The sequence below is a fragment of the Streptomyces achromogenes subsp. achromogenes genome (genome assembly GCF_000720835.1).
Classification (GTDB): domain Bacteria; phylum Actinomycetota; class Actinomycetes; order Streptomycetales; family Streptomycetaceae; genus Streptomyces; species Streptomyces achromogenes.
Map to the genome: position 1 here is coordinate 55,518 of NZ_JODT01000009.1, position 22,376 is coordinate 77,893.

A 22,376-nucleotide genomic window follows, 5' to 3' on the forward strand; every position below is an offset into this window, starting at 1 on the left:
GGAGGCCGCACGTCATGAGTCCCTTCACCGGCTCGGCCGCCCGCACGGCCGACTGGGAGCACTTGCGGGTGCGGATCACCGACCAGGTCGCCACCGTCACCCTCGCCCGCCCCGAGAAACTCAACGCCCTCACCTTCGGCGCCTACGCCGATCTGCGCGACCTGCTCGCCGAGCTGTCCCGGGAGCGTTCGGTACGGGCCCTGGTGCTGGCCGGCGAGGGCCGCGGCTTCTGCTCCGGCGGCGATGTGGACGAGATCATCGGCGCCACCCTCGCCATGGACACCGCCCGGCTGCTCGACTTCAACCGGATGACCGGACAGGTGGTGCGGGCCGTCCGGGAGTGCCCGTTCCCGGTGATCGCCGCGGTGCACGGCGTGGCGGCCGGCGCCGGCGCGGTCCTCGCCCTCGCGGCGGACTTCCGGGTCGCCGACCCCTCGGCCCGGTTCGCGTTCCTCTTCACCCGGGTCGGCCTGTCCGGCGGCGACATGGGCGCGGCCTATCTGCTGCCCCGGGTCGTCGGCCTCGGCCACGCCACCCGCCTGCTGATGCTGGGCGACCCGGTGCGCGCCCCCGAGGCCGAGCGCATCGGCCTGATCAGCGAGCTGGCCGAGGAGGGCCGGGCGGACGAGGCGGCCGCCGCGCTGGCCCGCCGCCTGGCCGACGGCCCGGCCCTGGCCCACGCCCAGACCAAGGCCCTGCTCACGGCCGAGCTGGACATGCCCCTGGCCGCCTCGGTCGAACTGGACGCCGCCACCCAGTCCCTGCTGATGACCGGCGAGGACTACGCGGAGTTCCACGCGGCTTTCACGGCGAAGCGCACGCCGAAGTGGCGGGGGAGGTGAGCGTGGATGCCGGGCACGGGAACACCCACCTCGGGCACGCCTGCCTCAGGGGCGCGGGGAACCGCGCGACCGGCCACGGACGACGCGCACCCGCCGACGACGACAAGCCGCCCCCTCCGCGTCGCGATCATCGGCGGCGGTCCCGGCGGGCTGTACGCCGCGGCCCTCCTCAAACGCCTCGACCCCGCCCGTGACATCACCGTCTGGGAACGCAACGCCCCCGACCAGACCTTCGGCTTCGGCGTGGTCCTCTCCGACGAGACCCTCGGCGGCATCGAACACGCCGACCCGGTCGTCCACGCAGCCTTACGGCGGGACTTCGTGCGCTGGGACGACATCGACATCGTGCACCGGGGGACCCGCCACCGCTCCGGCGGCCACGGCTTCGCCGCGCTCGGCCGCCACCGGCTCCTCGCGATCCTGCACGAGCGCTGCCGCTCCCTCGGCGTACGGATCCGCTTCCGCACCGAGGCCCCCCACCCGGACGCCCTGCGCGCCGAGTACGACCTCGTCATCGCCGCCGACGGTGTGCACAGCGCCACCCGCGACACCTACGCCCAGGTGTTCCGCCCACAGGTGACCGAACACCGCTGCCGCTACATCTGGCTCGCCGCCGACTTCCCCTTCGACGCCTTCCGCTTCGAGATCGCCGAGACCGAACACGGCGTGATCCAGCTGCACGGCTACCCCTACGCGGCCGACTCCTCCACCGTGATCGTGGAGATGCGCGAGGAGGTCTGGCGGGCCGCCGGCTACGACCGACTCGACCCGCGCGCATCCGTCGAGCGCTGCGCCAAGCTCTTCGCCGACGCCCTGCGCGGACGCCCGCTGCGCTCCGGCAACTCCACCTGGACCAGCTTCCGTACGGTCGTCAACGACCGCTGGTCGCACGGCAACGTCGTCCTCCTCGGCGACGCCGCGCACACCGCGCACTTCTCCATCGGCTCCGGCACCAAGCTCGCCGTCGAGGACGCCCTCGCCCTGGCCGCCTGCCTGGAGGAACAACCGGACGTGCCCACCGCGCTCGCGGCCTACGAGGAGGAGCGCAGGCCCGTCGTCGCCTCCACCCAGCGGGCCGCCCGGGCCAGCCTGGAATGGTTCGAGAACGTGCGGCTTTACCTGCGCCAGCCGCCCCGCCAGTTCGCCTTCAACCTGCTCACCCGCTCCCGCCGCGTCACCCACGACAACCTCCGGCTGCGCGACGCCCGCTTCACCGGGTCCGTCGAGCGCGAGTTCGGCTGCCCGCCCGGCACACCCCCGATGTTCACGCCCTTCCGGCTGCGCGGCCTGACCCTGCGCAACCGGGTCGTGGTGTCACCGATGGACATGTACTCGGCCGCCGACGGCGTACCCGGCGACTTCCACCTCGTCCACCTGGGCGCCCGCGCGCTCGGCGGGGCCGGGCTGGTGATGACCGAGATGGTGTGCGTCAGCCCGGAGGGCCGGATCACCCCCGGCTGCGCCGGCCTGTACACCGGCCGGCAGGCCGAGGCGTGGCGGCGCGTCACCGACTTCGTGCACCGGCAGTCCCCGGGCACCGCGATCGGCGTCCAGCTCGGGCACTCCGGCCGCAAGGGGTCCACGAAACTGATGTGGGAGGGCATCGACGAGCCGCTGCGCACCGGCAACTGGCCGCTCGTGGCCGCGTCCCCGCTGCCGTACAAGCCGGGGAGCCAGATACCGCGCGAGCTGTCCCGGGCCCGGCTCACCGACATCCGCGAGCAGTTCACCGCGGCCGCCTGGCGTGCCGCGCGGGCCGGTTTCGACCTGCTCGAACTGCACTGCGGCCACGGCTATCTGCTCTCCGGTTTCCTCTCCCCCCTCACCAACCACCGCACCGACGCCTACGGCGGTCCGCTGGAGCGGCGCCTGCGCTTCCCGCTGGAGGTCTTCGACGCCGTACGCGGGGTGTGGCCGGCCGAGCGGCCGATGACCGTCCGGATCTCGGCCACCGACTGGGCCGACGGCGGGACGGCCGCCGAGGACGCCGTGGAGATCGCCCGCGCCTTCGCCGCGCACGGCGCCGACGCCATCGACGTGTCCACCGGACAGGTGGTGGCCGAGGAGCGCCCGGAGTTCGGGCGGTCGTACCAGACGCCGTTCGCCGACCGCATCCGGCAGGAGGTCCGCGTCCCGGTGGTCGCGGTCGGCGCGATCTCCTCCTGGGACGACGTCAACTCGCTGATCCTGGCGGGCCGTACCGACCTGTGCGCCCTGGCCCGCCCGCACCTGTACGACCCGCACTGGACCCTGCACGCGGCGGCCGAGCAGGGCTACGAGGGTCCCGGCGCCCCCTGGCCCGCCCCCTACCGTGCCGGCAGCCGCCCGCCCCGCACCGGCCGCACCGACGCGCCCAAGCCCCGCCTGTCACTGGGAGGTTGAGGGGGTTTCAGGGGACTTCACAGCCCCACGAACCGGGCCCCCGCGTCCCGCAGGCGTTCGTGCAGGCCCCGGAAGACCTCCGCCGAGCGGACGCCGGGCCAGTCGGGCGGCAGCAGGCCGGTGGGCAGGCCCGGGTCGGTGTAGGGGAGGTGGCGCCAGGAGTCGAGGGCGAGGAGGTAGTCGCGGTACGCCTCCTCGGGCGGGGTGTCCGAGCGGCGCGACCAGGCCCGCAGCACCGGCGCGTGGGTGTCCAGGAAGCGCTCGTGCTCCTTGGCGATCGCGGCCAGGTCCCACCAGCGGGCCACCGCCTCGGCCGTGGGCGCGAACCCCAGATGCTCGCCGCGGAAGAAGTCCACGTACGGGTCCAGCCGCAGCCGGCGCAGGGTGTGCTCCGTCTCCTCGTACAGCCGGGCCGGGGCGATCCACACCCCCGGCGCGGCGGTGCCGAAGCCCAGACCGGCCAGCCGGGAGCGCAGCACGTGCCGCTTCTGCCGCTCCGACTCCGGTACCGAGAACACCGCGAGCACCCAGCCCTCGTCCGCCACGGGCGCGGCCGCGTAGACGCGCCGGTCGCCGTCGTCCAGCAACTGACGGGCCTCGTCGGACAGTTCGTAGCCGGCCGCGCCGGACTCCGTGCGGGCCGGCAGCAGCAGACCGCGCCGCTTGAGCCGGGACACCGAGGAGCGTACGGAGGGCGCGTCCACGCCGACCGCGGCCAGGAGCCGGATCAGCTCGGCGACGGGCACCGGGCCGGGCAGTGAGCGGCCGTACGCGCCGTAGAGCGTGACGATGAGGGACCTGGGGGCGTGCTGCTCGGACACGTTGATCATTTTAGGTCGTCGGCATCACTGCTGGTCACCTCCGGTGCGCAAGCGGAACCGCTGCACCTTGCCGGTGGCCGTGCGGGGCAGGGCGTCGAGGAAGACGAACTCGCGCGGGCACTTGTAGGGCGCGAGCTCCGCGGTGACGAACGCGCGCAGTGCCTCGGGGTCCGGGCGGGCGCCGGGGCGCAGCACGGTGTAGGCGACGGCCACCTGGCCGCGGGCCTCGTCGGGGCGGCCGACGACCGCCGTCTCGGCCACGTCGGGATGGCGCAGCAGCGCGTCCTCCACCTCCGGCCCGGCTATGTTGTACCCGGCGGAGACGATCATGTCGTCGGCGCGGGCCACGTACCGGAAGTAGCCGTCGGCCTCACGGACATAGGTGTCGCCGGTGATGTTCCAGCCGTCGCGCACGTACTCCCGCTGCCGCGGGTCGGCCAGATAGCGGCAGCCGACCGGGCCGCGCACGGCCAGCAGTCCGGGTGCGCCGTCGGGCACCGGGCGGCCGTCGGCGTCCTGGACCCGCGCCTGCCAGCCCGGCACCGGCAGGCCCGTGGTGCCGGGCCGGATGTGCTCGTCGGCGGCGGACACGAAGATGTGCAGCAGTTCGGTGGCGCCGATGCCGTTGATCAGGCGCAGCCCCGTGCGCTCGTGCCAGGCCCGCCAGGTGGCCGCGGGCAGGTTCTCGCCGGCCGAGACACAGCGTCTGAGGGACGACAGGTCGTGGCCGGCCAGGTCGCCGAGCATCGCCCGGTAGGCGGTCGGCGCGGTGAACAGCACGGAGACGCGGTGCGCGGCGATGGCGGGCAGCAGCTGGCGGGGGCCCGCCTGTTCGAGCAGCAGGCTGCTGGCCCCGGCCCGCAGCGGGAAGATCACCAGCCCGCCGAGGCCGAAGGTGAAACCGAGCGGGGGACTGCCGGCGAAGACGTCGTCCGCACGGGGGCGCACCACGTGCCGGGAGAACGTGTCGGCTATCGCCAGCACATCCCGGTGGAAGTGCGCGCATCCCTTCGGGCGGCCCGTGGTGCCGGAGGTGAACGCGATCAGGGCGACGTCGTCGGAGGCGGTGTCCACCGCGGGGTACGGGGCGGTGGGGGCCGGGCGGCGCAGCAGGTCGTCGGGGCCGTCCCCGCCGTACGTCGTGACGCGCAGCCCCGGTACGGCCGCCCGCAGCAGGTCGTCCACCGCCCGGACGTCGCACAGCGCGTGCCCGATCCGGGCGATCGCGCACATGGCGGCCAGCTCCTGCGGGCGCTGCCGGGCCAGGACGGTGACCGCGACAGCGCCCGCCTTCAGCACGGCCAGCCAGCAGGCGGCCAGCCACGGCGTGGTGGGGCCGCGCAGCAGCACCCGGTTGCCCGGGACCACGCCCAGCGTGCCGGTGAGCACGTGCGCGATCCGGTCGACGCGGGCGCGCAGTTCGCCGTAGGTCCAGGTGGGGCCGGCCGGGGTGTGGAACGCCGGGCGGCCCGCGTCGGTGTGGTCCAGCAGCTCCACGGCGCAGTTCAGCCGGGCGGGGTAGCGCAGTTCCGGCAGGTCGAACCGCAGCTCGGGCCACTCGTGCGGCGGGGGCAGATGGTCGCGCGTGAACGTGTCGACGTGGGCCGAGAGGTGCATGACGGGGCCCCCTTGCCGTGACGGACGTCCGGGCCGGCCGCCCGAACGGGCTTCCTGGTGGGCTCGCGTTTCGAGCGTAGCGTGTTGGTGACGGCAGTCAACAGTCCGCGATACCGTCGGGGGACGGGCGGGCAGTCCCGCCCGGGAGGGAGGAACGGCCGTGTCCGCATTCGCACTCGCGCCGGAGCAGGCCGCCTGGTGCGCCGAGCTGCGCGCGCTGGCCGCCGGGCGGCTGCGCCCGCTCGCCGAGGCGGGCGCTCCCGGCCGCGTCAACCGGCCGCTGCTCGCCGACCTGGGCCGACTGGGCCTGCTGTCCCGGCTGTTCGACTCCGGGGCGCTGGAGCTGTGCCTGCTGCGGGAGTCCCTCGCCCAAGGCTGCACCGAGGCCGAGACCGCCCTCGCCCTCCAGGGCCTCGGCGCCCATCCGGTGCACGCCCACGGCACCCCGGCCCAGCGGGGGCGCTGGCTGCCCCGGATCGCCGACGGCAGCGCGGTCGCCGCGTTCGCGCTCAGCGAGCCCGGCGCCGGGTCGGACGCGGCGGCGCTGTCCCTCGCCGCCGAGCCCGACGGCGACGGCTGGCGGCTCACCGGCGCCAAGTGCTGGATCTCCAACGCCCCCGACGCCGACTTCTACACCGTCTTCGCCCGCACCACGCCCGGCGCCGGGGCGCGCGGGGTGACCGCCTTCCTCGTTCCCGCCGACCGGCCCGGACTCACCGGCCGCCCGCTGGAGATGCTCGCGCCGCATCCCATCGGCGCCCTCGACTTCGACGCCGTGCCCGTCACCGGCGCCGACCTGCTCGGCGCGCCCGACCGGGGCTTCGCCGTCGCCATGGGCACCCTCAACCTCTTCCGGCCCAGCGTCGGCGCCTTCGCGGTCGGCATGGCCCAGGCCGCGCTGGACGCCACCCTCGCCCACACCGGCCGGCGGGAGGCGTTCGGCGGCACCCTGCGCGACCTCCAGGCCGTGTCCCACCAGGTCGCCGAGATGGCCCTGCGCACCGAGGCGGCCCGGCTGATGGTGTACGCGGCGGCCTCGGCGTACGACGCGGGCGCCGCCGACGTGCCCCGGCGGGCCGCGATGGCCAAGCTGCTGGCCACCGAGACCGCGCAGTACGTCGTCGACACCGCCGTCCAGCTGCACGGCGCGTGCGCCCTGCGCCGCGGCCACCTGCTGGAGCACCTCTACCGCGAGGTGCGCGCGCCGCGCATCTACGAGGGCGCCAGCGAGGTGCAACGCAGCATCATCGCCAAGGAGTTGTACGCCACGGCCGCCAAGGAGGCCCGGTGACGACCGAGCGCGTCAACCCGCCCGCGCTGTCCCCGCCCACCGGCTTCAGCCACGCCGTCGTCGCGACCGGCACCCGCGTGGTGTTCCTGGCCGGCCAGACCGCCCTCGACACCGGCGGCGAGATCACCGGGGACACGCTGCCCGAGCAGTTCGGCAGGGCCCTCGGCAACCTGCTCGGCGCCCTGCGCGCGGCCGGCGGCACCCCCGCCGACCTCGCCCGGGTCACCGTCTACGCCACGGACCTCGCCGCGTACCGCGCGCACGCCGCCGAACTGGGCCGGATCTGGCGCCGGTCGGCGGGCCGGGACTATCCGGCGATGGCCGTCGTGCAGGTGGTCCGGCTGTGGGACGAGCGGGCGCTGGTGGAGCTGGACGGGTTCGCGGTCCTGCCCTGACCCCGGCCGGGGGCGCCCCGCACAACCGACAGGAGCACGGACGCGCCACCGTAGGGGTGACGGTCACGCCCGCGGGCCCGGCCGCCCGGTACCAGTGGAGGCCTCGAACCCCTGTACACCGGGAGGTATCCCATGCCCGTCCGCCGTTCCCTCCTCGCCGCCGCCCTCGGCGCCACGGCCCTGCTGGGCGCGACCGCCGCGCCGGCCGCCGCCGCGCCCGGCGCTCGGGCCGCCGCCGCGCCCGGCGAGTACATCACCGTCGACCCGACCGGCCGGATCGCGGCCGACGGCACGGTCACGCTCTCCGGCACCTACCGCTGCACCGGCGCCACCGGACCGGCGTTCATCGGGTCCTCGATCAGCCAGGGCACCGTCCGCCAGCAGGGCATCGGCGGCAGCGGCGCCCGCTGCGACGGCGTCGAACACCGCTGGCAGAACTCCGGCAAGCCCTACGGGCAGACGCTGCGGCCGGGGGCGGCGCACGTGCAGGCCACCGTCGTGGAGCTGCGGCGCTCGGGCATCATCCTGGTGCCGGTCTTCCACGCGCAGACGGACCGGGACATCACCCTCGTCCAGAGCTGACCCCCGCGCCCTGCCGGCCGGCGGCGCGTCCGGGCCGTCGCGGGCTTGCGCCGGTTCCCGGGCCGTCCGGGCCGTCCGGGCCGGCGTCGGCTTCCCGCCGGTTCACCGCCGGTCCAGGGCCGTGGCCCGTTCCCCGTCGGTCCCCGGTCCGTCCGGGGCCGGCGGGGTCGTCACGCGCCGGACCACCGCGCCGCCGCCCGGGCGGCGCAGGGCGGCGACGAACTTGTAGCGGGAGCCGCGGTAGACCGAGCGCACCCACTCCACCGGGGTGCCCTCGGCGTCCCGCGAGTGCCGGGACAGCAGCAGCATCGGCAGCCCCACGTCGGTGGCCAGCAACTGCGCCTCGCGCGGGGTGGACAGCGAGGTCTCGATGGTCTCGTCCGCCTCGGCCAGATGGACGCCGTAGACCTCGGCGAGCGCCGTGTACAGCGACGGGTACGTGGCCAGCGAGCGGCGCAGGCCGGGGAAGCGCCGTACGGACAGGTGGGTCGTCTCGATCGCCATCGGGTCGCCGCTGGCCAGCCGCAGCCGCTCGATGCGCAGCACCCGTTCGCCGATCCCGATGCCGAGCAGGCCCGCGAGCTGCTCGTCGGCCGGCACCTCCCCGATGTCCAGCACCTGCGAGGCCGGAGTGAGGCCCTGGGCCCGCATGTCCTCGGTGTGCGAGGTGAGCTGGAGCGTGCGGTACAGCTTGGGCTGGGCCACGAAGGTGCCCTTGCCCTGGATCCGGTCGAGCCGGCCCTCGCCGACGAGTTCCTGCAAGGCCTGGCGCACGGTGGTCCGGGAGGTGTCGAACCGGACCGCGAGCAGCCGTTCGGCGGGCATGGCCGAACCGGGTTGCAGCGCTTCGGCCATCGTCAGGAGCTGCTGCTTGATCCGGTAGTACTTCGGCACGCGCGCGGTGCGGCCGGACGCCCCCCGGTGCGGATGGGCGCTGCTGACGTCGGTGGTCATGCCTGCCTTCCCGGCTGTGTCGATGGGCTCCCGTTATAGCGACCAACTCCCTTATGGTCTAGTCCAACTGAACGCTCCGGGCGAAAGGGACGGAACGTGGAGGGATGCGCTCCGGTGACTTTCTCGTAACGGCCGGGACCGGCTTCCCGAACCACCCTTGACACTCCAAAAGGTCTAGGCCAAGCTCCACCGTACTGGTCTACACCATTAGTGACCAGGTCCCGAGCCCTACGTGCAACAGCGTCGTACCGCAGGTCACCGCCGAGGGCGTGGGGGGTTAGTGGCATCCCTGAGGAGGGTGGCGTGAAGCGCAAGCTTGCGGCCGCGATCGTGATCGCGGGCATGATGGTCTCCGTGTCGGCGTGCGGCGGGGACGACGGCGACGAGGGCGACGCGGGCCAGACGCTCACCGTCTGGGCGATGGACGGCTCCACCCCGGACCAGTGGGTCAAGGACGTGTCGGCCGCCTTCGAGAAGAAGACCGGCGCCAAGGTGAAGTTCGAGACCCAGAAGTGGGACGGGATCCAGCAGAAGATCACCACCGCCCTCTCCGAGTCCACCCCGCCGGACGTCATCGAGGTCGGCAACACCCAGACCCCGGCCTACGCGGCCACCGGCGGCCTCGCCGAACTGGACGACCTGAAGAAGGAGATCGGCGCCGACTGGACGCCGTCGGTCTCGCAGTCCTCCGTCTACGACGGCAAGCAGTATGCCGCGCCCTGGTACTTCACCAGCCGCGTGGTCATCTACAACAAGAAGGTCTGGGCCCAGGCCGGCATCAAGGACGTCCCCAAGACCCGGGACGAGTTCTTCAAGGACCTCGAGGCCATCGACAAGAAGACCGACGCCGAGCCGATCTACCTGCCCGGCCAGAACTGGTACTTCTTCGACGGCCTGACCATCGGCCAGGGCGCCGACCTGGTGAAGAAGCAGGGCGACAAGTACGTCTCCAACCTCGGTGACCCCAAGGTCTCCAAGGCCATGGAGGTCTACAAGAAGTACGCCTCCTACTCCAAGGCCCCCAGGGACAAGGACGAGGCCACCCCGCAGCAGGCCGAGGTGTTCGCCAAGGGCAAGACCGGCGCGTTCATCGGCATGGGCTGGGAGGCCGCCACCGCGATCAACGCCAACAAGGCCATCGAGAAGGACCTCGGCTACTTCCCCATCCCCGGTGAGACCGCGGACAAGCCCGAGAGCGTCTTCCTCGGCGGCTCCAACCTCGCCGTCGCCGCGGGCAGCAAGAAGCAGGACCTGGCCAAGGAGTTCCTGAAGATCGCGCTGTCCGACCAGTACGAGGGCCAGCTGGCCAAGCTCAACGGCGTCATCCCGAACAAGAAGGCGCTGGAGTCCAACCTCAAGGGCAACGTGATCGCGGAGGCCATCGCCCCCGGCGCCGCGGTGGGCGGCACCACCCCGCTGATCCCCGAGTGGGGCGCGGTGGAGAACAACCCCAACCCGATCAAGTCCTACATGACCTCCGTGCTGAACGGTAAGTCCCCGGCGGATGCCGCCAAGCAGGTCGAGGACGAGATCAACAAGCGCCTGGCCCAGCAGAACTGATCACCGCGCCGGGGGTGCCACCAGACGGCACCCCCGGCCCACGCCTTGGCCGTGCCACGGGTGCGGTCACGGCGTTTCGTACGGCCACGGAAGAGATGGCAACTCATGTCAGTGCAGACCGAAGGCACGGACACGGCCGGGGAGCCCGCTGTCCGCAAGGCCCGGGTGCCGGCCTCGCCGCGAGGTGACGACCGCACCTTCGGGGCCCCGTCCCGGCGCCGCGCCGCCGCCCCCTACCTGCTCCTGCTGCCCGCGCTGCTGGCCACCCTGGTGCTGCTCGGCTGGCCGCTGCTGAAGAACGGCTTGCTGTCGTTCCAGAACCTCAACCCGCGCCAGCTCATCCAGCACCTCACCGAGTGGAACGGCGTCGACAACTACCAGGAGGTGCTGTCCGCCGGGGAGTTCTGGCGCGTCGTCGAACGCTCGGTGATCTTCACCGCCGTCAATGTCGTGCTGATCATGGTGCTCGGCACCCTGATCGGGCTGCTGCTGGCCCGGCTCGGCAAGCGGATGCGGCTGCTGCTCCTGTTCGGCCTCGTGCTCGCCTGGGCCATGCCGATCATCGCGGCCACCACCGTCTACAAGTGGCTGTTCGCCCAGCGTTTCGGCGTCGTCAACTGGGTGCTGGACAAGCTCGGCTGGCACTCCATGGCCGACCACAACTGGCTGCAGACCCAGTTCTCCACCTTCGCCGTGGTCACCCTGCTGCTCGTGTGGCAGTCCATCCCGTTCGTGGCGATCAACCTCTACGCCGCCACCACCACCATCCCCCGGGAGCTGTACGAGGCCGCCTCCCTGGACGGCGCCGGCGCCTGGAAGAACTTCACCTCCGTGACCCTGCCCTTCCTGCGGCCGTTCCTGTACGCCACGACGTTCCTCGAAGTCATCTGGATCTTCAAGGCGTTCCCGCAGATCTTCGCGATGAACGAGGGCGGCCCGGACCACCTCACCGAGACCCTGCCGATCTACGCCTATGTGGAGGGCGTCGGCAACCAGCACTTCGGACTCGGCGCGGCGATCTCCTTCCTGACCATCGTGGTCCTGCTCGTCATCACCTCGTACTACCTGCGCATGGTGCTCAAGCAAGAGGAGGACGAGCTGTGAAGCGCTCGCTCTTCGGCCGTATCTGGCCCAACGCGACCGCCGTCGTCCTCTTCGTCGGCTTCGCGTTCCCCGTGTACTGGATGTTCGCCACGGCCTTCAAACCGACCGGCGACATCATCTCCGACGACCCGGTGTGGTTCCCGACCGACGCCACCCTGGAGCACTTCAAGACGGCCGTCGACGCCGACCACTTCTGGACCCTGGTCCTCAACTCGGTCACCGTCACGGTGCTGTCGGTCGTCTTCTCGCTCGTCATCGCCCTGTTCGCGGCCTTCGCCCTGACCCGGATGCGGTTCAAGGGCCGGCGCGGTCTCATCGTGACGTTCATGCTGGCGCAGATGGCTCCCTGGGAAGTCCTCATCATCGCCATGTACATGATCGTCCGGGACAACGACATGCTCGACAGCCTGGTCCCGCTCACCGCCTTCTACACCATGATGGTGCTGCCGCTGACCATCCTGACGCTGCGCGGCTACATCGCCGCCGTGCCCAAGGAGCTGGAGGAGTCGGCGATGGTCGACGGGTGCACCCGCCCGCAGGCCTTCGTGAAGGTGATCTTCCCGCTGCTCGCGCCCGGCCTGATGGCGACCTCGCTGTTCGGCTTCATCACCGCCTGGAACGAGTTCCCGCTCGTCCTGATCCTCAACAAGTCCGCGGAGAAGCAGACCCTGCCGCTGTGGCTGTCGCAGTTCCAGACCGCCTTCGGCGACGACTGGGGCGCCACCATGGCCGCCTCGTCCCTCTTCGCGCTGCCCATCCTGATCCTCTTCATCTTCCTGCAACGCAAGGCTGTCAGCGGTCTGACCGACGGCGCCGTGAAGGGATGACGCCCCGATGACCACCATCGCCCCCGGCACCGACACCCTCACCCGCGACGCCCTCGCCGTGCTCCAGCCCGGCTTCGACGGCACCACCGCCCCCGACTGGGTGCGCCGCCGCATCGACGAGGGCCTGGCCTCCGTCGCCCTGTTCGGCCGCAACGTCGTCAGCGAGGAACAGGTCACCGCGCTCACCGCGCAACTGCGCGCCGGACGGGACGACCTGCTCGTCGCCATCGACGAGGAGAGCGGCGACGTCACCCGCCTCGACGTGCGCACCGGCTCCGCCTTCCCCGGCAACCACGCCCTCGGCGCCGTCGACGACCCCGGCCTGACCCGGTCCGTCGCCCGCGAGCTGGGCCGCCGCCTGGCCGCCTGCGGCGTCACCTTCGACTGGGCACCCTCCGCCGACGTCAACGCCAACGCCGACAACCCGGTCATCGGCGTCCGCTCCTTCGGCGCGAGCCCCGACCTGGTCGCCCGGCACACCGCCGCCTGGGTCGAGGGCCTGCAGTCCTCCGGCGTCGCCGCCTGCACCAAGCACTTCCCCGGCCACGGCGACACCAACGTCGACTCCCACCACGCCGTGCCCCGCATCGACGTCGACGCCGACACCCTCTACGAGCGCGAACTGCCCCCGTTCCGCGCGGCCATCGCCGCCGGCACCCGGGCGATCATGAGCGCCCACATCCTGGTGCCGGCCCTCGACCCCGACCGCCCCGGCACCCTGTCCCCGCGCATCCTCACCGAGCTGCTGCGCGGCGAACTCGGCTACCAGGGCCTGATCGTCACCGACGGCATCGAGATGCGCGCCATCTCCGCCACCTACGGCCTCAACCAGGGGGTCGTCCTCGCGATCGCGGCCGGCGCCGACGCCATCTGCGTGGGCGGCGGACTGTGCGACGAGGGCACCGTGCTCGGCATGCGGGACGCGCTCGTCGCGGCCGTCCGCTCCGGGGAACTGCCCGAGGAACGGCTCGCCGACGCCGCCGCCCGGGTACGCGACCTGGCCGCCTGGACCGCCGCGCACCGCGGGGACGCCGCGCGGACCACGCCCGACCCGGAGATCGGCCTGGTCGCGGCCCGCCGCGCGCTGACCGTGACCCGCGCCGGCGCCGCCGCACCGGTCACCGGGCCCGTGTACATCGCCCGGTTCAGCCCGGCCCCGAACATCGCCGTCGGCCACGAGACCCCCTGGGGTGTCGCCGCCGAGCTGGAGCGGCTGCTGCCCGGCAGCGCCTTCGGAACCTTCACCGGCGACGACGCCGGAGCCGCCGCCCTCGCCGCGGCCGGCGGACGCCGGATCGTCGCCGTGGTCCGCGACGAACACCGGCACCCCTGGATGCGTTCCGCGCTCGACACCCTGCTCGCCGCCCGGCCCGACACCGTCGTGGTCGAGATGGGCCTGCCGCAGGCCCCGCCGCGCGGCGCCCTGCACGTCGCCACCTACGGCGCCGCCCGCGTCTGCGGAGTGGCCGCCGCCGAGGCCGTCCTCGCCGGCTGACCTCCTTTCACCCCCGGCCGCCCGCCCTCCCCGGCGGGCGGCCAGCCTCCCCGTGCTCCCTTTCCGTGAACCGGTGGCCTTTTCACGCCCTGACACATGCCACCGGCACATGTCTCACGTCCGAACCGCAGGTGTTGTCGTCCCGATCACCCCGGAGTGTGCACACATGCACGACCCCACCCCCTACCTCCACCGAGCGGCGACCGGCCGCCCCTACTTCAGCGCCGACGGCGAGACCTACCTCGCCCCGACCCCGCTGCGCGACCTGGAGAAGACCGAGCCGCTGCGCGTCCTGTCCGAGGACGACTTCGCGTTCTGGCAGACCTACGGCTACGTCGTCGTCCGCGAGGCCATCACCCCCGGCGAGGCCAAGGCGCTGCTCGACTTCGCCTGGGAGTTCCAGGGACTCGACCCCGACCGCCCCGACACCTGGTACGAGGAACCCGAGTTCCGCTCCGAACTCGACCGCCACCTGTACATCTACGGCTTCGTCGAGGCCTACCACCACCAGCTGCTCTGGGACAGCCGGCAGAACCGGCGGGTCTACGACGCCTTCGTGGACGTCTGGGACAGCCCCGAACTGTGGGTCACCCTGGACCGGCTCAACCTCAACCCGCCCAACATCCGCACCCGTTCGCGCTCCCTGATCGAACCCACCGACGAGGGCTTCGACATCGAGCTGCACTGGGACGTCGACTCCACCCGCGCCGTGCTGCCGCAGCGCGTCCAGGGCATCATCGCGCTCACCGGCACCCGGCCCGAACTCGGCGGCTTCCAGTGCGCGCCGGAACTCTTCCGCCGCTTCGAGGAGTGGCGGCTCGCCCAGCCACCCGGCCGCGACCCGGTCCGCCCCGCGATCGACCGCGCCGAGTTCCCGGTGGTCCGCCCCGACCTCCAGCCCGGCGACCTGCTGATCTTCAACGGGATGCTCGCCCACGGAGTGGCGCCCAACCTCTCTGACAACGCTGTCCGGGCCGTCCAGTACCTGTCGATGATGCCCGCCCTGGAGGAGCACACCGCCCTGCGCGACTCCCGCGTGCACTCCTGGCGCACCCTTGAGACCCCGGACTGGAACGCCACCCTGCTCGGCGACGCCCGCACCCCGGAAGCCCTCCGCTACGGCCCCGCCGAACTGAACGGCCTGGGACGCAGGCTGCTGGGCCTGGACTCCTGGACCGCCGGGGACGGCGACCGGTGAACCGCGTCTGCCTCGCCCTGCCCACCAACCGCGCCTGCCCCGCCACCATCACCGCCCTGCACGCCGAAGCCGCCTACGCCGTACGGAACTTCGGCGCCGACGTCCAGCTGCTGATCCTGGACTCCGCCGACGCCCGCACCCGGGCCGCCCACGCGGACACCGTCGCCGCCCTGCCCACCGAGCCGGGCGTGACCCTCCACCACCTGGACGAGGAACGCCAACGCGCCTGGCTGCGCCGGACGATCGTCCGCTCCGGCCTGCCCCACCCGGACCGGCTGCTCGGCCTCATGCTCCCGCCCGGCGTGTCCTACGGCGCCTGCACCAACCGCGCCTTCCTGCTGGCCGCCTCCCTGGGCTGCCACTCCGTGCACCGCAGGGACTCCGACAGCACCTATCAAGTCCACCACGGCGAACCGGTGTTCCCCGTCCACCACGAGCTGCCCTGGCTCGGCCGCCCCGCCGCCGACGCCACGGCGACGGTCACCCGCACCGACCTCGACCCGGCCCTGGCCCACCGCCCGGTCGCCCTGGCCGGCGCGTCCTTCATCGGCGAACTCTCCGTCGACATCGCGGAGATACGACGCCTGGACGAGGCCGTCTACCACGACGTCGTCGGCCTCTGGGCGCCCGGCGACTGGCCCGAGGACCGGCGCCGCGCACTGGTCGAGGAGTCCTTCACGGGAGCGGGCACCGACCCCTTCACCGGCGACCACTCGACCCTCACCGTGGTCGACCCCATGCGCGTCGACATGTGCAACATCGCCTTCGACCGGGCGGTGTACGAGCGGGTCCCGCTGCCACCCGCCACCGACACCATCGGCAGCGACTACTTCCTCCTCCACCTCGTGCACGACGCCGGTCTGCCCGGCATCCTGCACAACCGCCACATCGAGAACTTCCACACCCCCGAACGCCGCACCGACACCGGCTTCCCCGCCTACCAGCGGCGGTTCGTGAAGTTCCTGCTGTCGATGCTCCACTTCCACCACGTCTACGACCGCATGGCCGCGGAGGGCGCCGCCGGACTGCTCGGCCCCGACCACCGCGTCCGCCCCGACCGGGTGGCACGGCTCGTGCGCGAGAGCACCACCCTGGACCGCACCGAGAACATCTGGCGCCTGGACCGGGTCGACACGGCGTACCGCAAACTGGGCGGCAGATACGCGCGGTTCGCCGATCAACTGGTCTCGGAGCGCGAGGAGTTGCTCGACCAGGCGGCAAGGGACATGGAGGACTTCGCTTTCCTGACCGAGGCATGGCCGTCACTGACTGAGGCGGCCCGCACATGAGTGCCCCGAACCCGCGGGACCAGCCACACGCAAGCGACCACATCCGCTACCACCTCACCGGCATAGAGCGCCAATACGACACCCTGCTCAGCGAGCTGCCCGGCGCGGACATCCGCTTCGCCCTCAAGGCCTGCCCGGTCGACGAAGTCCTCCGCTGCCTGGCGGACCGCGGCGCCGGCTTCGACACCGCGAGCCCCGCCGAGATCCGGCAGGCACTGAAGGCCGGGGCACCGCCCCACCGCGTGCACTACGGCAACACCATCAAGTCCGACCACGACATCGCCGAAGCCCACCGGCTGGGCGTCGGCACCTTCGCCACCGACAGCCTCGAAGACGTCACCGCGATCGCCCGGCACGCCCCCGGCGCCCGCGTGTTCTGCCGGCTGGCCACCAGCGGCCAGGGCGCCCTGTGGGGCCTGAACCGCAAGTTCGGCTGCGACCCGGACGACGCCGTACGGATCATGGCCGCCGCCCGCGCGGCCGGCCTCGTCCCGGCCGGACTGTCCGTGCACGTCGGCTCCCAGCAGATGACCGGCGAGGCCTGGCAGCAGGCCCTGGACACCCTCGCCGGGACACTGCTCGCGCTGGCCGGGCGGGGGATCGTACCCGACCACGTCAACCTCGGCGGCGGGCTGCCCGCGCTCGGTTACCTGGACCGGCGCGGCAGACCGCTCGACCCGCCGCTGGACAAGATCCTCACCGTGCTCCGCGAGGGCATGGAGCACCTGAACGGGCTGGCCGCCGCCCCGCTGCGGTTCGTCCTGGAGCCGGGCCGGCACCTGGTCGCCGACCACGGCGCGGTCCGGGCGCACGTGGTGCGGCTCACCGAGCGGACCGGGCCGGACGGCCGGACCGTCCGCTGGCTGTACCTGAGCGCGGGCAAGTTCAACGGCCTGTACGAGATGGACCAGGTGACCCACCCGCTGCTCTTCCCCGGACGGGAGGGCGAGGAGCACGTGCCCGCCGTCGTCGCGGGCCCCACCTGCGACGGCGACGACGCCTACGGCGGCGGCCGGCACCCGGTGCCCGTCCCCCGGACCCTCGCCTCCGGCGACCCGGTGTGGGTCCTCTCCGCCGGCGCCTACGCCCCCAGTTACACGACCCAGGGCTTCAACGGCATCCGCCCGCTGCCGTGCGTGTGCGTACGCGGCCCGGAAGGACTCCCACCGACATGAACGACCTGATACGGGGCGTCACCGAGGCCGACTGGCCCCGGCTGGCGGCCCTGGAGAGCGAGGCGTACGCGGACCTCTCCCTCGCCGAGGGCGAGGAGGCGCTGCGCTCCCGGGCCCGCGCCTCGGCCGGCACCTGCTTCGTCCTGGAACGCGACGGCCGGCCCGCCGGCTACGTCCTCGCCCTGCCCTACCCCCGGTTTTGCTGCCCCGCGCTGGGCAGCCCGGAACCGGCCGTCCACGACACCGCCAACCTGCACCTGCACGACATCGTCGTCAGCGCCCCGCTGCGCCGCCGGGGGCTCGGCACCCGGCTGGTGCGCCACCTGACCGAGACGGCCCGGGCGCGCGGCTTCGCCACCGTCTCGCTGGTCGCCGTCGGCGACAAGGAGACGTTCTGGCGCGCCCGCGGCTACCGCACCCATCCGTCGGCCCCGGTCCCGCCGGAGTACGGCCGGGGCGCGGTCTACATGTCGGCGCCGGTCACCTCCCTGGCCCGGCCGTACCGGGAGGCGGTGTGATGCCCGCCGGGTCCTTCGCGCGCGCCAAGTGGTCGATCGCCGCGCTGTTCTGCTTCCTCGGCTTCCAGTACGGCACCTGGATCGCCCGCCTGCCCGCGCTGAAGAGCCGGCTGGACCTGGGCGCCGGCGAGGTGGGGCTCTTGCTGATGGCCTGCGGGGCGGGCGCCGCGGTCTCCTTCCCGCTGGTCGCCGTGCTGATGCGGCGGCTCGGCTCCCGGCGGCTGTCCCTGGTGTCCGCCGTCGCCCTGATCGCCGTACTGGCCGCCCTGTCCGCCGTGCCGAACTACCCGCTGGCCCTGCTCGCCGTGGCCGCCGACGGGGTCGCCGTCGGCTGTCTCAACGTGGCCATGAACGCCCAGGGGGCCGCGCTGGAGAAGGCGTACGACCGCACCGCGATGTCCCAGCTGCACGCCACCTTCAGCGCCGGGCTGCTCGCCGCCGCGCTGCTGGCCTCCGGCGCCACCGCACTGACCGGGTCCGTCCCGGCCCACTTCGCCGGCGCCGGCGCGCTGCTGCTGCTCCTGCTCGGCGGTGCCCGGCCGGGCCTGCTCGCGCACGAGGAGCCGGCCCCGGCCGCCGAGGGCGGGACCAAGCCCAGGGCCCGGCGCGGGCTGCCGTCCGGCACGACCCTGCTCATGGGCTGCGCCATGGCGTTCGGCACCATCACCGAGGGCGCGATGAACGACTGGTCGACGCTCTACATGAAGGACGTCGTCCACGCGTCGGCGAGCGTCGCGCCGCTCGGCATCGCGGTCGTCTCCGTGATGATGCTGCTGGCCCGGGTGTGCGCGGACCGCTGGCGCACCCGCTGGGGCGACGGGGCGGTGGTGCGCGCCGGCAGCGCGGTGGCCGCCGTCGGCCTGGCCCTCGCCCTGCTCGCCGGGGGAGTGGTCCCCACGCTGCTCGGCTTCGCCTGCGTCGGCCTCGGCGCCGCCGCCGTCACCCCGTGCGTGTACGTGGCGGCGGCCGGACACGGCCCGGACGCCCTCGCCCTGGTCGCCGCGATGGGGACCACCGGGCTGCTGGGCGGCCCGGCCCTGATCGGCTTCGTGGCGAGCGCGGCGAACCTCACCCTGGGCATGGCCACGGTGGTGGTCTGCGCCCTGATCGTCACGGCGACCGCCTTCCGGATCCCGTGGCGGGCCCGGGCCGGCGCGCTCGCCGGGACGACCTGAGCGCGACGGCGGTCCCTACGGTCTGTGGCGACGGCCCGGTGCCCGGGGTGCCGGGCCCTCGTCCCAGCCCGGGTCCGGCATCCCGGCCGAGTCCAGCAGCTGCTCGCCGTACAGGTCCTGGAGCCAGTTGGTCTGGTACACGGTGTCCAGATAGCGCTCGCCGAGGTCGGGGGCGATGGCCACGGCGGTCAGCTCCCGGGCGTCCTGCCGGGCCAGCCACTCGGTCGCCGCGCTGACCACCGTCCCCGTGGAGCCGCCGAACAGGAAGCCCCGCCGGGCCAGCCGGTGGCAGGTGCGGATGGTGTCCGCCTCCTCCACCCGGATCACCTCGTCGACGTAGGACTCGTCCAGCAGCGGCGGGCGCATGCTCATGCCCAGGCCGGGGATCATCCGGCGGCCGGGCGGGCCGCCGAACGCCACCGACCCCGCGCTGTCCACGGCGACGATCCGCACCGGCCGGTGCCACTCGCGGAACCAGCGCGCGCAGCCCATCAGGGTCCCGGCCGTGCCCGTCCCGACGAACAGCACGTCCAGACGCGGGAAGTGACCGGCGATCTCGGGCGCGGTGGTGCGGTAGTGCGCCCGCCAGTTGCCCGCGTTGGTGTACTGGCTCAGCCACACGTACCGGTCGTCCGACGCGCACAGCGCCCGCAGGTACTCCAGCCGGGTGCCCAGGAAGCCGCCGTTCTCGTCCAGGTCGGTCACCACGTGCACCTGACTGCCGAGGGCCTCCATCAGCAGCTTGGTCGACAGGTTGCACCGGGGGTCCGTCACGCACAGGAACCGGTAACCCTTGCTCGCGGCGATCATGCTGAGCGCGACGCCCAGATTGCCGGACGAGGACTCGACGAGCACGGAATCCGGCTTCAGGGTGCCGTCCCGCTCGGCGCTCTCCACCATCTCGTTCGCGGCCTTCAGCTTGATGGAGCCGGCGAAATTGAAGCCCTCGCACTTGAGGTAGAGGCGGTATCCGAATATCGACTCCAGATCGACGAAGAGGCTCCCTTCGTTGAACGCGTGGGGTGCGGAGATCACGGGCACGGCGGGCCTCCTGTTGCCAGGGCTGGGGGAAGACGGCCTCAGCCGTACCGGCGCAGGTCGTGGAAGAAGTCGTCGACGAGGCGGAGCCGGCCCGCCCGGGCGACCTGGTCGTACACGAACTTGCCCACGGCCAGGTCGAGGACGCCGAGACCGAAGGGGGAGAAGATCACCGGCTGGTCGCGCGGCGGCGCGGCCCGGCCCAGCAGCACGTCGTTGAGGGTGCCGTTGAGGAAGTCGCGGTTGCCGGTGCGCTGCTCGACCAGGTGCGGGGAGGTGTCCGCCTTCAGGCAGTGCTCCACGTCGTCCACGAAGTTGGCCGAGGCGAGCAGGACCTCGGGGGCGAGGTCGCGCAGCGAGATGTGCAGCACCAGCGGGTTGTGGTCGAACCAGGCCGGGGTCGTGACATGCGGCCGGCCGGCGACGGTGGCAAAGACCACCAGGTCGCTGGAGCGGATCAGGCCCTCCGCGCTGTCGTGGACGGTGACCGGCTCGGTGGCCCCGCTCTGCCGCAGATAGCCGCAGAAGCCCTCGGTGCTGGCGGCGGACACGTCGTGCACGCCGATCGCCTCGAAGGACCAGCCGGTGCGGGCCAGGAAGGTGTGGATGTACCGGGCGATCAGACCGGTGCCGCAGAAACCGACCCGGGCCGGCCGGGGCCGCTCCCGGCTCAGCCAGTCGGCGGCCAGCGCGGCGGACGCGGCGGTCCGGGTCGCGCTGATGATGGAGCTCTCCAGACAGGCGAACGGGTAGCCGGTGTCGTGGTCGTTGAGGATGAGCACGGCCGACGCCCGGGGCAACCCGGCGTCCACGTTCTCCGGGAAGCTGGAGATCCACTTCAGACCGTCCACGTGGACGGACCCGCCGATGGACGCCGGCAGCGCGATGATCCGCGAGCTGGGGCGGTCGGGGAAGCGCAGGAAGTACGACGGCGGGTTCACCGAATCCCCGGCGCCGTGCAGCCGGTAGGTGGTCTCGACCAGCTCCACCACCTGTCGCTCGGCCCCTTCCAGGGCCTTCTTCACCTGCTCGCCGGAGATCACGGCGAACGTCGGCACGGACGGCGGGCCGGACTCGGCCGCGCGGGCGGTGTGGGGCAGTACGTCGGTCATCGTCCGCTCGCCTCCGGGGTGAAGGAGCCGTCGGCCACCTGCCGGGGCTCGGCCATACCGACCAGGACCCGCCGCTCGCCGGTGAACGGCTCCCTGCTGTGCGCGGTACGGATGTTGTCCACCAGCAGCAGGTCACCGTCCTGCCAGGGCTCGCGCCGGGTGTGCTCCTCGTACGTGGTGTTCAGGCACTCGACGACGTCCGCGCCGATCGCACCGCCGTCGCCGTAGCGGGTGTTGAACGGCAGACCGTCCGGGCCGTACTCGTCCACCAGGTACTCGCGGACCTCCGGGGCGAGCGTCCACTCGTTGAGGAAGGCGATCTGGTTGAACCAGCAGCGGCGGCCCGTCAGCGGGTGCCGGACGACGGCGGCACGCCGCTGCCGGGTGCGCAGCGAGCCGTCGGCGAGCCAGGTGAAGTCGATGCCGTTGGCCCGGCAGTAGTCCTCGATCGCGGCGCGGTCGGCGGTGCCGAAGGACTCCGCCAGGGACGCCCCGATCTCGTCGTTGTAGCTGCGGGTCAGCAGCCAGCCCTCCTGCTCGAACCGTCGCGCCAGGTCGGCGGGCAGCGCCTTGAGGACCTCCTCGGCGTCGGCCACCGCGGTCGCCCCGCCCGACTCGGGCGCGGTCAGGCACGCGAACAGCATCAGGCCGGGCACCCGCAGCCGGTAGCTCAGCTCGTGGTGCATGCACATCGGCTGGTTGGCCGGCCACGGCGTGGAGGCGTACAGCCCCGGGCCGGCGGTCTCGCGCGGCGCGAACGCCTCGGCCTCCGCCATCGGCTCACCCGCCAGCCGGGTGAGGACGGCACCGACCTGTTCCGGGTCCGCCAGGCCGAGTCCGCGCACCAGCAGCGCCCCGTGCTCGGTGACCTGTGCGCGCAGCGCCTCGCGGTGCTCGGCCGCCCAGCCGACGGGGTCGTCCGGCGGAGCGACGCGCAGCATCGCCGGTCTGTCCGGCCGCAGCTCCACATCGAGCGGTGCTGCCAGGGATGAGGACGGCAT

20 protein-coding genes are annotated in these 22,376 nt (G+C 73.0%); 14 read left to right on the top strand and 6 right to left on the bottom strand.

The window, feature by feature from the left end; translation table 11 throughout:
• Positions 1 to 14 precede the first annotated feature (14 nt).
• Entirely contained in the window at positions 15 to 842 is an 828-nt protein-coding gene (locus tag IH25_RS0111005; protein WP_030606715.1) for an enoyl-CoA hydratase family protein, read from the top strand.
• A 6-nt stretch (positions 843 to 848) separates the two neighbouring features.
• Complete coding sequence (locus IH25_RS0111010; RefSeq protein WP_245172761.1) at positions 849 to 3,224, top strand: bifunctional salicylyl-CoA 5-hydroxylase/oxidoreductase; 2,376 nt, start codon at positions 849 to 851, stop codon at positions 3,222 to 3,224.
• Positions 3,225 to 3,241: 17 nt separating this feature from the next.
• Here IH25_RS0111010 and IH25_RS0111015 read toward each other — a convergent pair whose 3' ends face one another.
• Both IH25_RS0111015 and IH25_RS0111020 read right to left on the bottom strand, forming a co-directional pair.
• Entirely contained in the window at positions 3,242 to 4,054 is an 813-nt protein-coding gene (locus IH25_RS0111015; protein WP_030606720.1) for a PaaX family transcriptional regulator, read from the bottom strand.
• A 15-nt stretch (positions 4,055 to 4,069) separates the two neighbouring features.
• Positions 4,070 to 5,662: an AMP-binding protein gene (locus IH25_RS0111020; RefSeq protein ID WP_030606723.1), complete on the bottom strand. Its 1,593-nt coding sequence runs from the start codon at positions 5,660 to 5,662 to the stop codon at positions 4,070 to 4,072.
• 160 nt (positions 5,663 to 5,822) lie between these two features.
• Here IH25_RS0111020 and IH25_RS0111025 point away from each other — a divergent pair, with 160 nt between their 5' ends.
• From IH25_RS0111025 to IH25_RS0111035, 3 genes are all read left to right on the top strand, one after another.
• On the top strand, positions 5,823 to 6,953 hold the full coding sequence (locus IH25_RS0111025; RefSeq protein ID WP_030606726.1) for an acyl-CoA dehydrogenase family protein: 1,131 nt from the start codon (positions 5,823 to 5,825) through the stop codon (positions 6,951 to 6,953).
• The gene (locus IH25_RS0111030) at positions 6,950 to 7,348 is read left to right on the top strand and encodes a RidA family protein (RefSeq protein WP_030606729.1); all 399 of its coding nucleotides are present in this window, start codon (positions 6,950 to 6,952) and stop codon (positions 7,346 to 7,348) included. The genes IH25_RS0111025 and IH25_RS0111030 overlap by 4 nt, the downstream gene beginning before the upstream one ends.
• Positions 7,349 to 7,480: 132 nt before the next feature.
• Positions 7,481 to 7,930 (top strand): DUF6299 family protein, encoded by a 450-nt coding sequence (locus tag IH25_RS0111035; RefSeq protein ID WP_030606732.1) that lies wholly within the window; start codon positions 7,481 to 7,483, stop codon positions 7,928 to 7,930.
• Positions 7,931 to 8,032: 102 nt separating this feature from the next.
• On the opposite strand, the gene IH25_RS0111040 is transcribed toward IH25_RS0111035, so the two are convergent.
• Complete coding sequence (locus tag IH25_RS0111040; protein ID WP_051753882.1) at positions 8,033 to 8,884, bottom strand: GntR family transcriptional regulator; 852 nt, start codon at positions 8,882 to 8,884, stop codon at positions 8,033 to 8,035.
• 303 nt (positions 8,885 to 9,187) lie between these two features.
• Here IH25_RS0111040 and IH25_RS0111045 point away from each other — a divergent pair, with 303 nt between their 5' ends.
• From IH25_RS0111045 to IH25_RS0111085, 9 genes are all read left to right on the top strand, one after another.
• Entirely contained in the window at positions 9,188 to 10,444 is a 1,257-nt protein-coding gene (locus tag IH25_RS0111045) for an extracellular solute-binding protein (protein ID WP_030606738.1), read from the top strand.
• A gap of 105 nt (positions 10,445 to 10,549) precedes the next feature.
• Positions 10,550 to 11,548 carry a carbohydrate ABC transporter permease gene (locus IH25_RS0111050; protein WP_030606741.1) on the top strand — a complete coding sequence of 333 codons (999 nt, stop codon included), beginning with the start codon at positions 10,550 to 10,552 and terminating at the stop codon, positions 11,546 to 11,548.
• Positions 11,545 to 12,375: a carbohydrate ABC transporter permease gene (locus IH25_RS0111055; protein ID WP_030606744.1), complete on the top strand. Its 831-nt coding sequence runs from the start codon at positions 11,545 to 11,547 to the stop codon at positions 12,373 to 12,375. The genes IH25_RS0111050 and IH25_RS0111055 overlap by 4 nt, the downstream gene beginning before the upstream one ends.
• A 7-nt stretch (positions 12,376 to 12,382) precedes the next feature.
• The gene (locus IH25_RS0111060) at positions 12,383 to 13,870 is read left to right on the top strand and encodes a glycoside hydrolase family 3 protein (protein WP_030606747.1); all 1,488 of its coding nucleotides are present in this window, start codon (positions 12,383 to 12,385) and stop codon (positions 13,868 to 13,870) included.
• A gap of 166 nt (positions 13,871 to 14,036) precedes the next feature.
• Positions 14,037 to 15,068: a phytanoyl-CoA dioxygenase family protein gene (locus IH25_RS0111065; protein WP_030606750.1), complete on the top strand. Its 1,032-nt coding sequence runs from the start codon at positions 14,037 to 14,039 to the stop codon at positions 15,066 to 15,068.
• On the top strand, positions 15,065 to 16,357 hold the full coding sequence (locus IH25_RS0111070) for a DUF6271 family protein (RefSeq protein ID WP_030606754.1): 1,293 nt from the start codon (positions 15,065 to 15,067) through the stop codon (positions 16,355 to 16,357). Before IH25_RS0111065 ends, IH25_RS0111070 begins: the two co-directional genes overlap by 4 nt.
• Positions 16,354 to 17,532, top strand: coding sequence for a type III PLP-dependent enzyme (locus IH25_RS0111075; RefSeq protein WP_030606757.1), 1,179 nt, complete (start codon positions 16,354 to 16,356; stop codon positions 17,530 to 17,532). Before IH25_RS0111070 ends, IH25_RS0111075 begins: the two co-directional genes overlap by 4 nt.
• Positions 17,529 to 18,050 carry a GNAT family N-acetyltransferase gene (locus IH25_RS0111080; protein WP_030606760.1) on the top strand — a complete coding sequence of 174 codons (522 nt, stop codon included), beginning with the start codon at positions 17,529 to 17,531 and terminating at the stop codon, positions 18,048 to 18,050. The genes IH25_RS0111075 and IH25_RS0111080 overlap by 4 nt, the downstream gene beginning before the upstream one ends.
• On the top strand, positions 18,050 to 19,225 hold the full coding sequence (locus IH25_RS0111085) for an MFS transporter (protein WP_030606763.1): 1,176 nt from the start codon (positions 18,050 to 18,052) through the stop codon (positions 19,223 to 19,225). The genes IH25_RS0111080 and IH25_RS0111085 overlap by 1 nt, the downstream gene beginning before the upstream one ends.
• 15 nt (positions 19,226 to 19,240) lie before the next feature.
• Here IH25_RS0111085 and sbnA read toward each other — a convergent pair whose 3' ends face one another.
• The 3 genes from sbnA to IH25_RS0111100 are packed head-to-tail and all read right to left on the bottom strand — an operon-like array spanning position 19,241 to position 22,376.
• Complete coding sequence (gene sbnA, locus IH25_RS0111090; protein WP_030606766.1) at positions 19,241 to 20,266, bottom strand: 2,3-diaminopropionate biosynthesis protein SbnA; 1,026 nt, start codon at positions 20,264 to 20,266, stop codon at positions 19,241 to 19,243.
• 38 nt (positions 20,267 to 20,304) lie between these two features.
• Positions 20,305 to 21,375 (bottom strand): 2,3-diaminopropionate biosynthesis protein SbnB, encoded by a 1,071-nt coding sequence (gene sbnB, locus IH25_RS0111095; protein WP_030606768.1) that lies wholly within the window; start codon positions 21,373 to 21,375, stop codon positions 20,305 to 20,307.
• Positions 21,372 to 22,376, bottom strand: coding sequence for a TauD/TfdA family dioxygenase (locus IH25_RS0111100; RefSeq protein ID WP_030606771.1), 1,005 nt, complete (start codon positions 22,374 to 22,376; stop codon positions 21,372 to 21,374). Before IH25_RS0111100 ends, sbnB begins: the two co-directional genes overlap by 4 nt.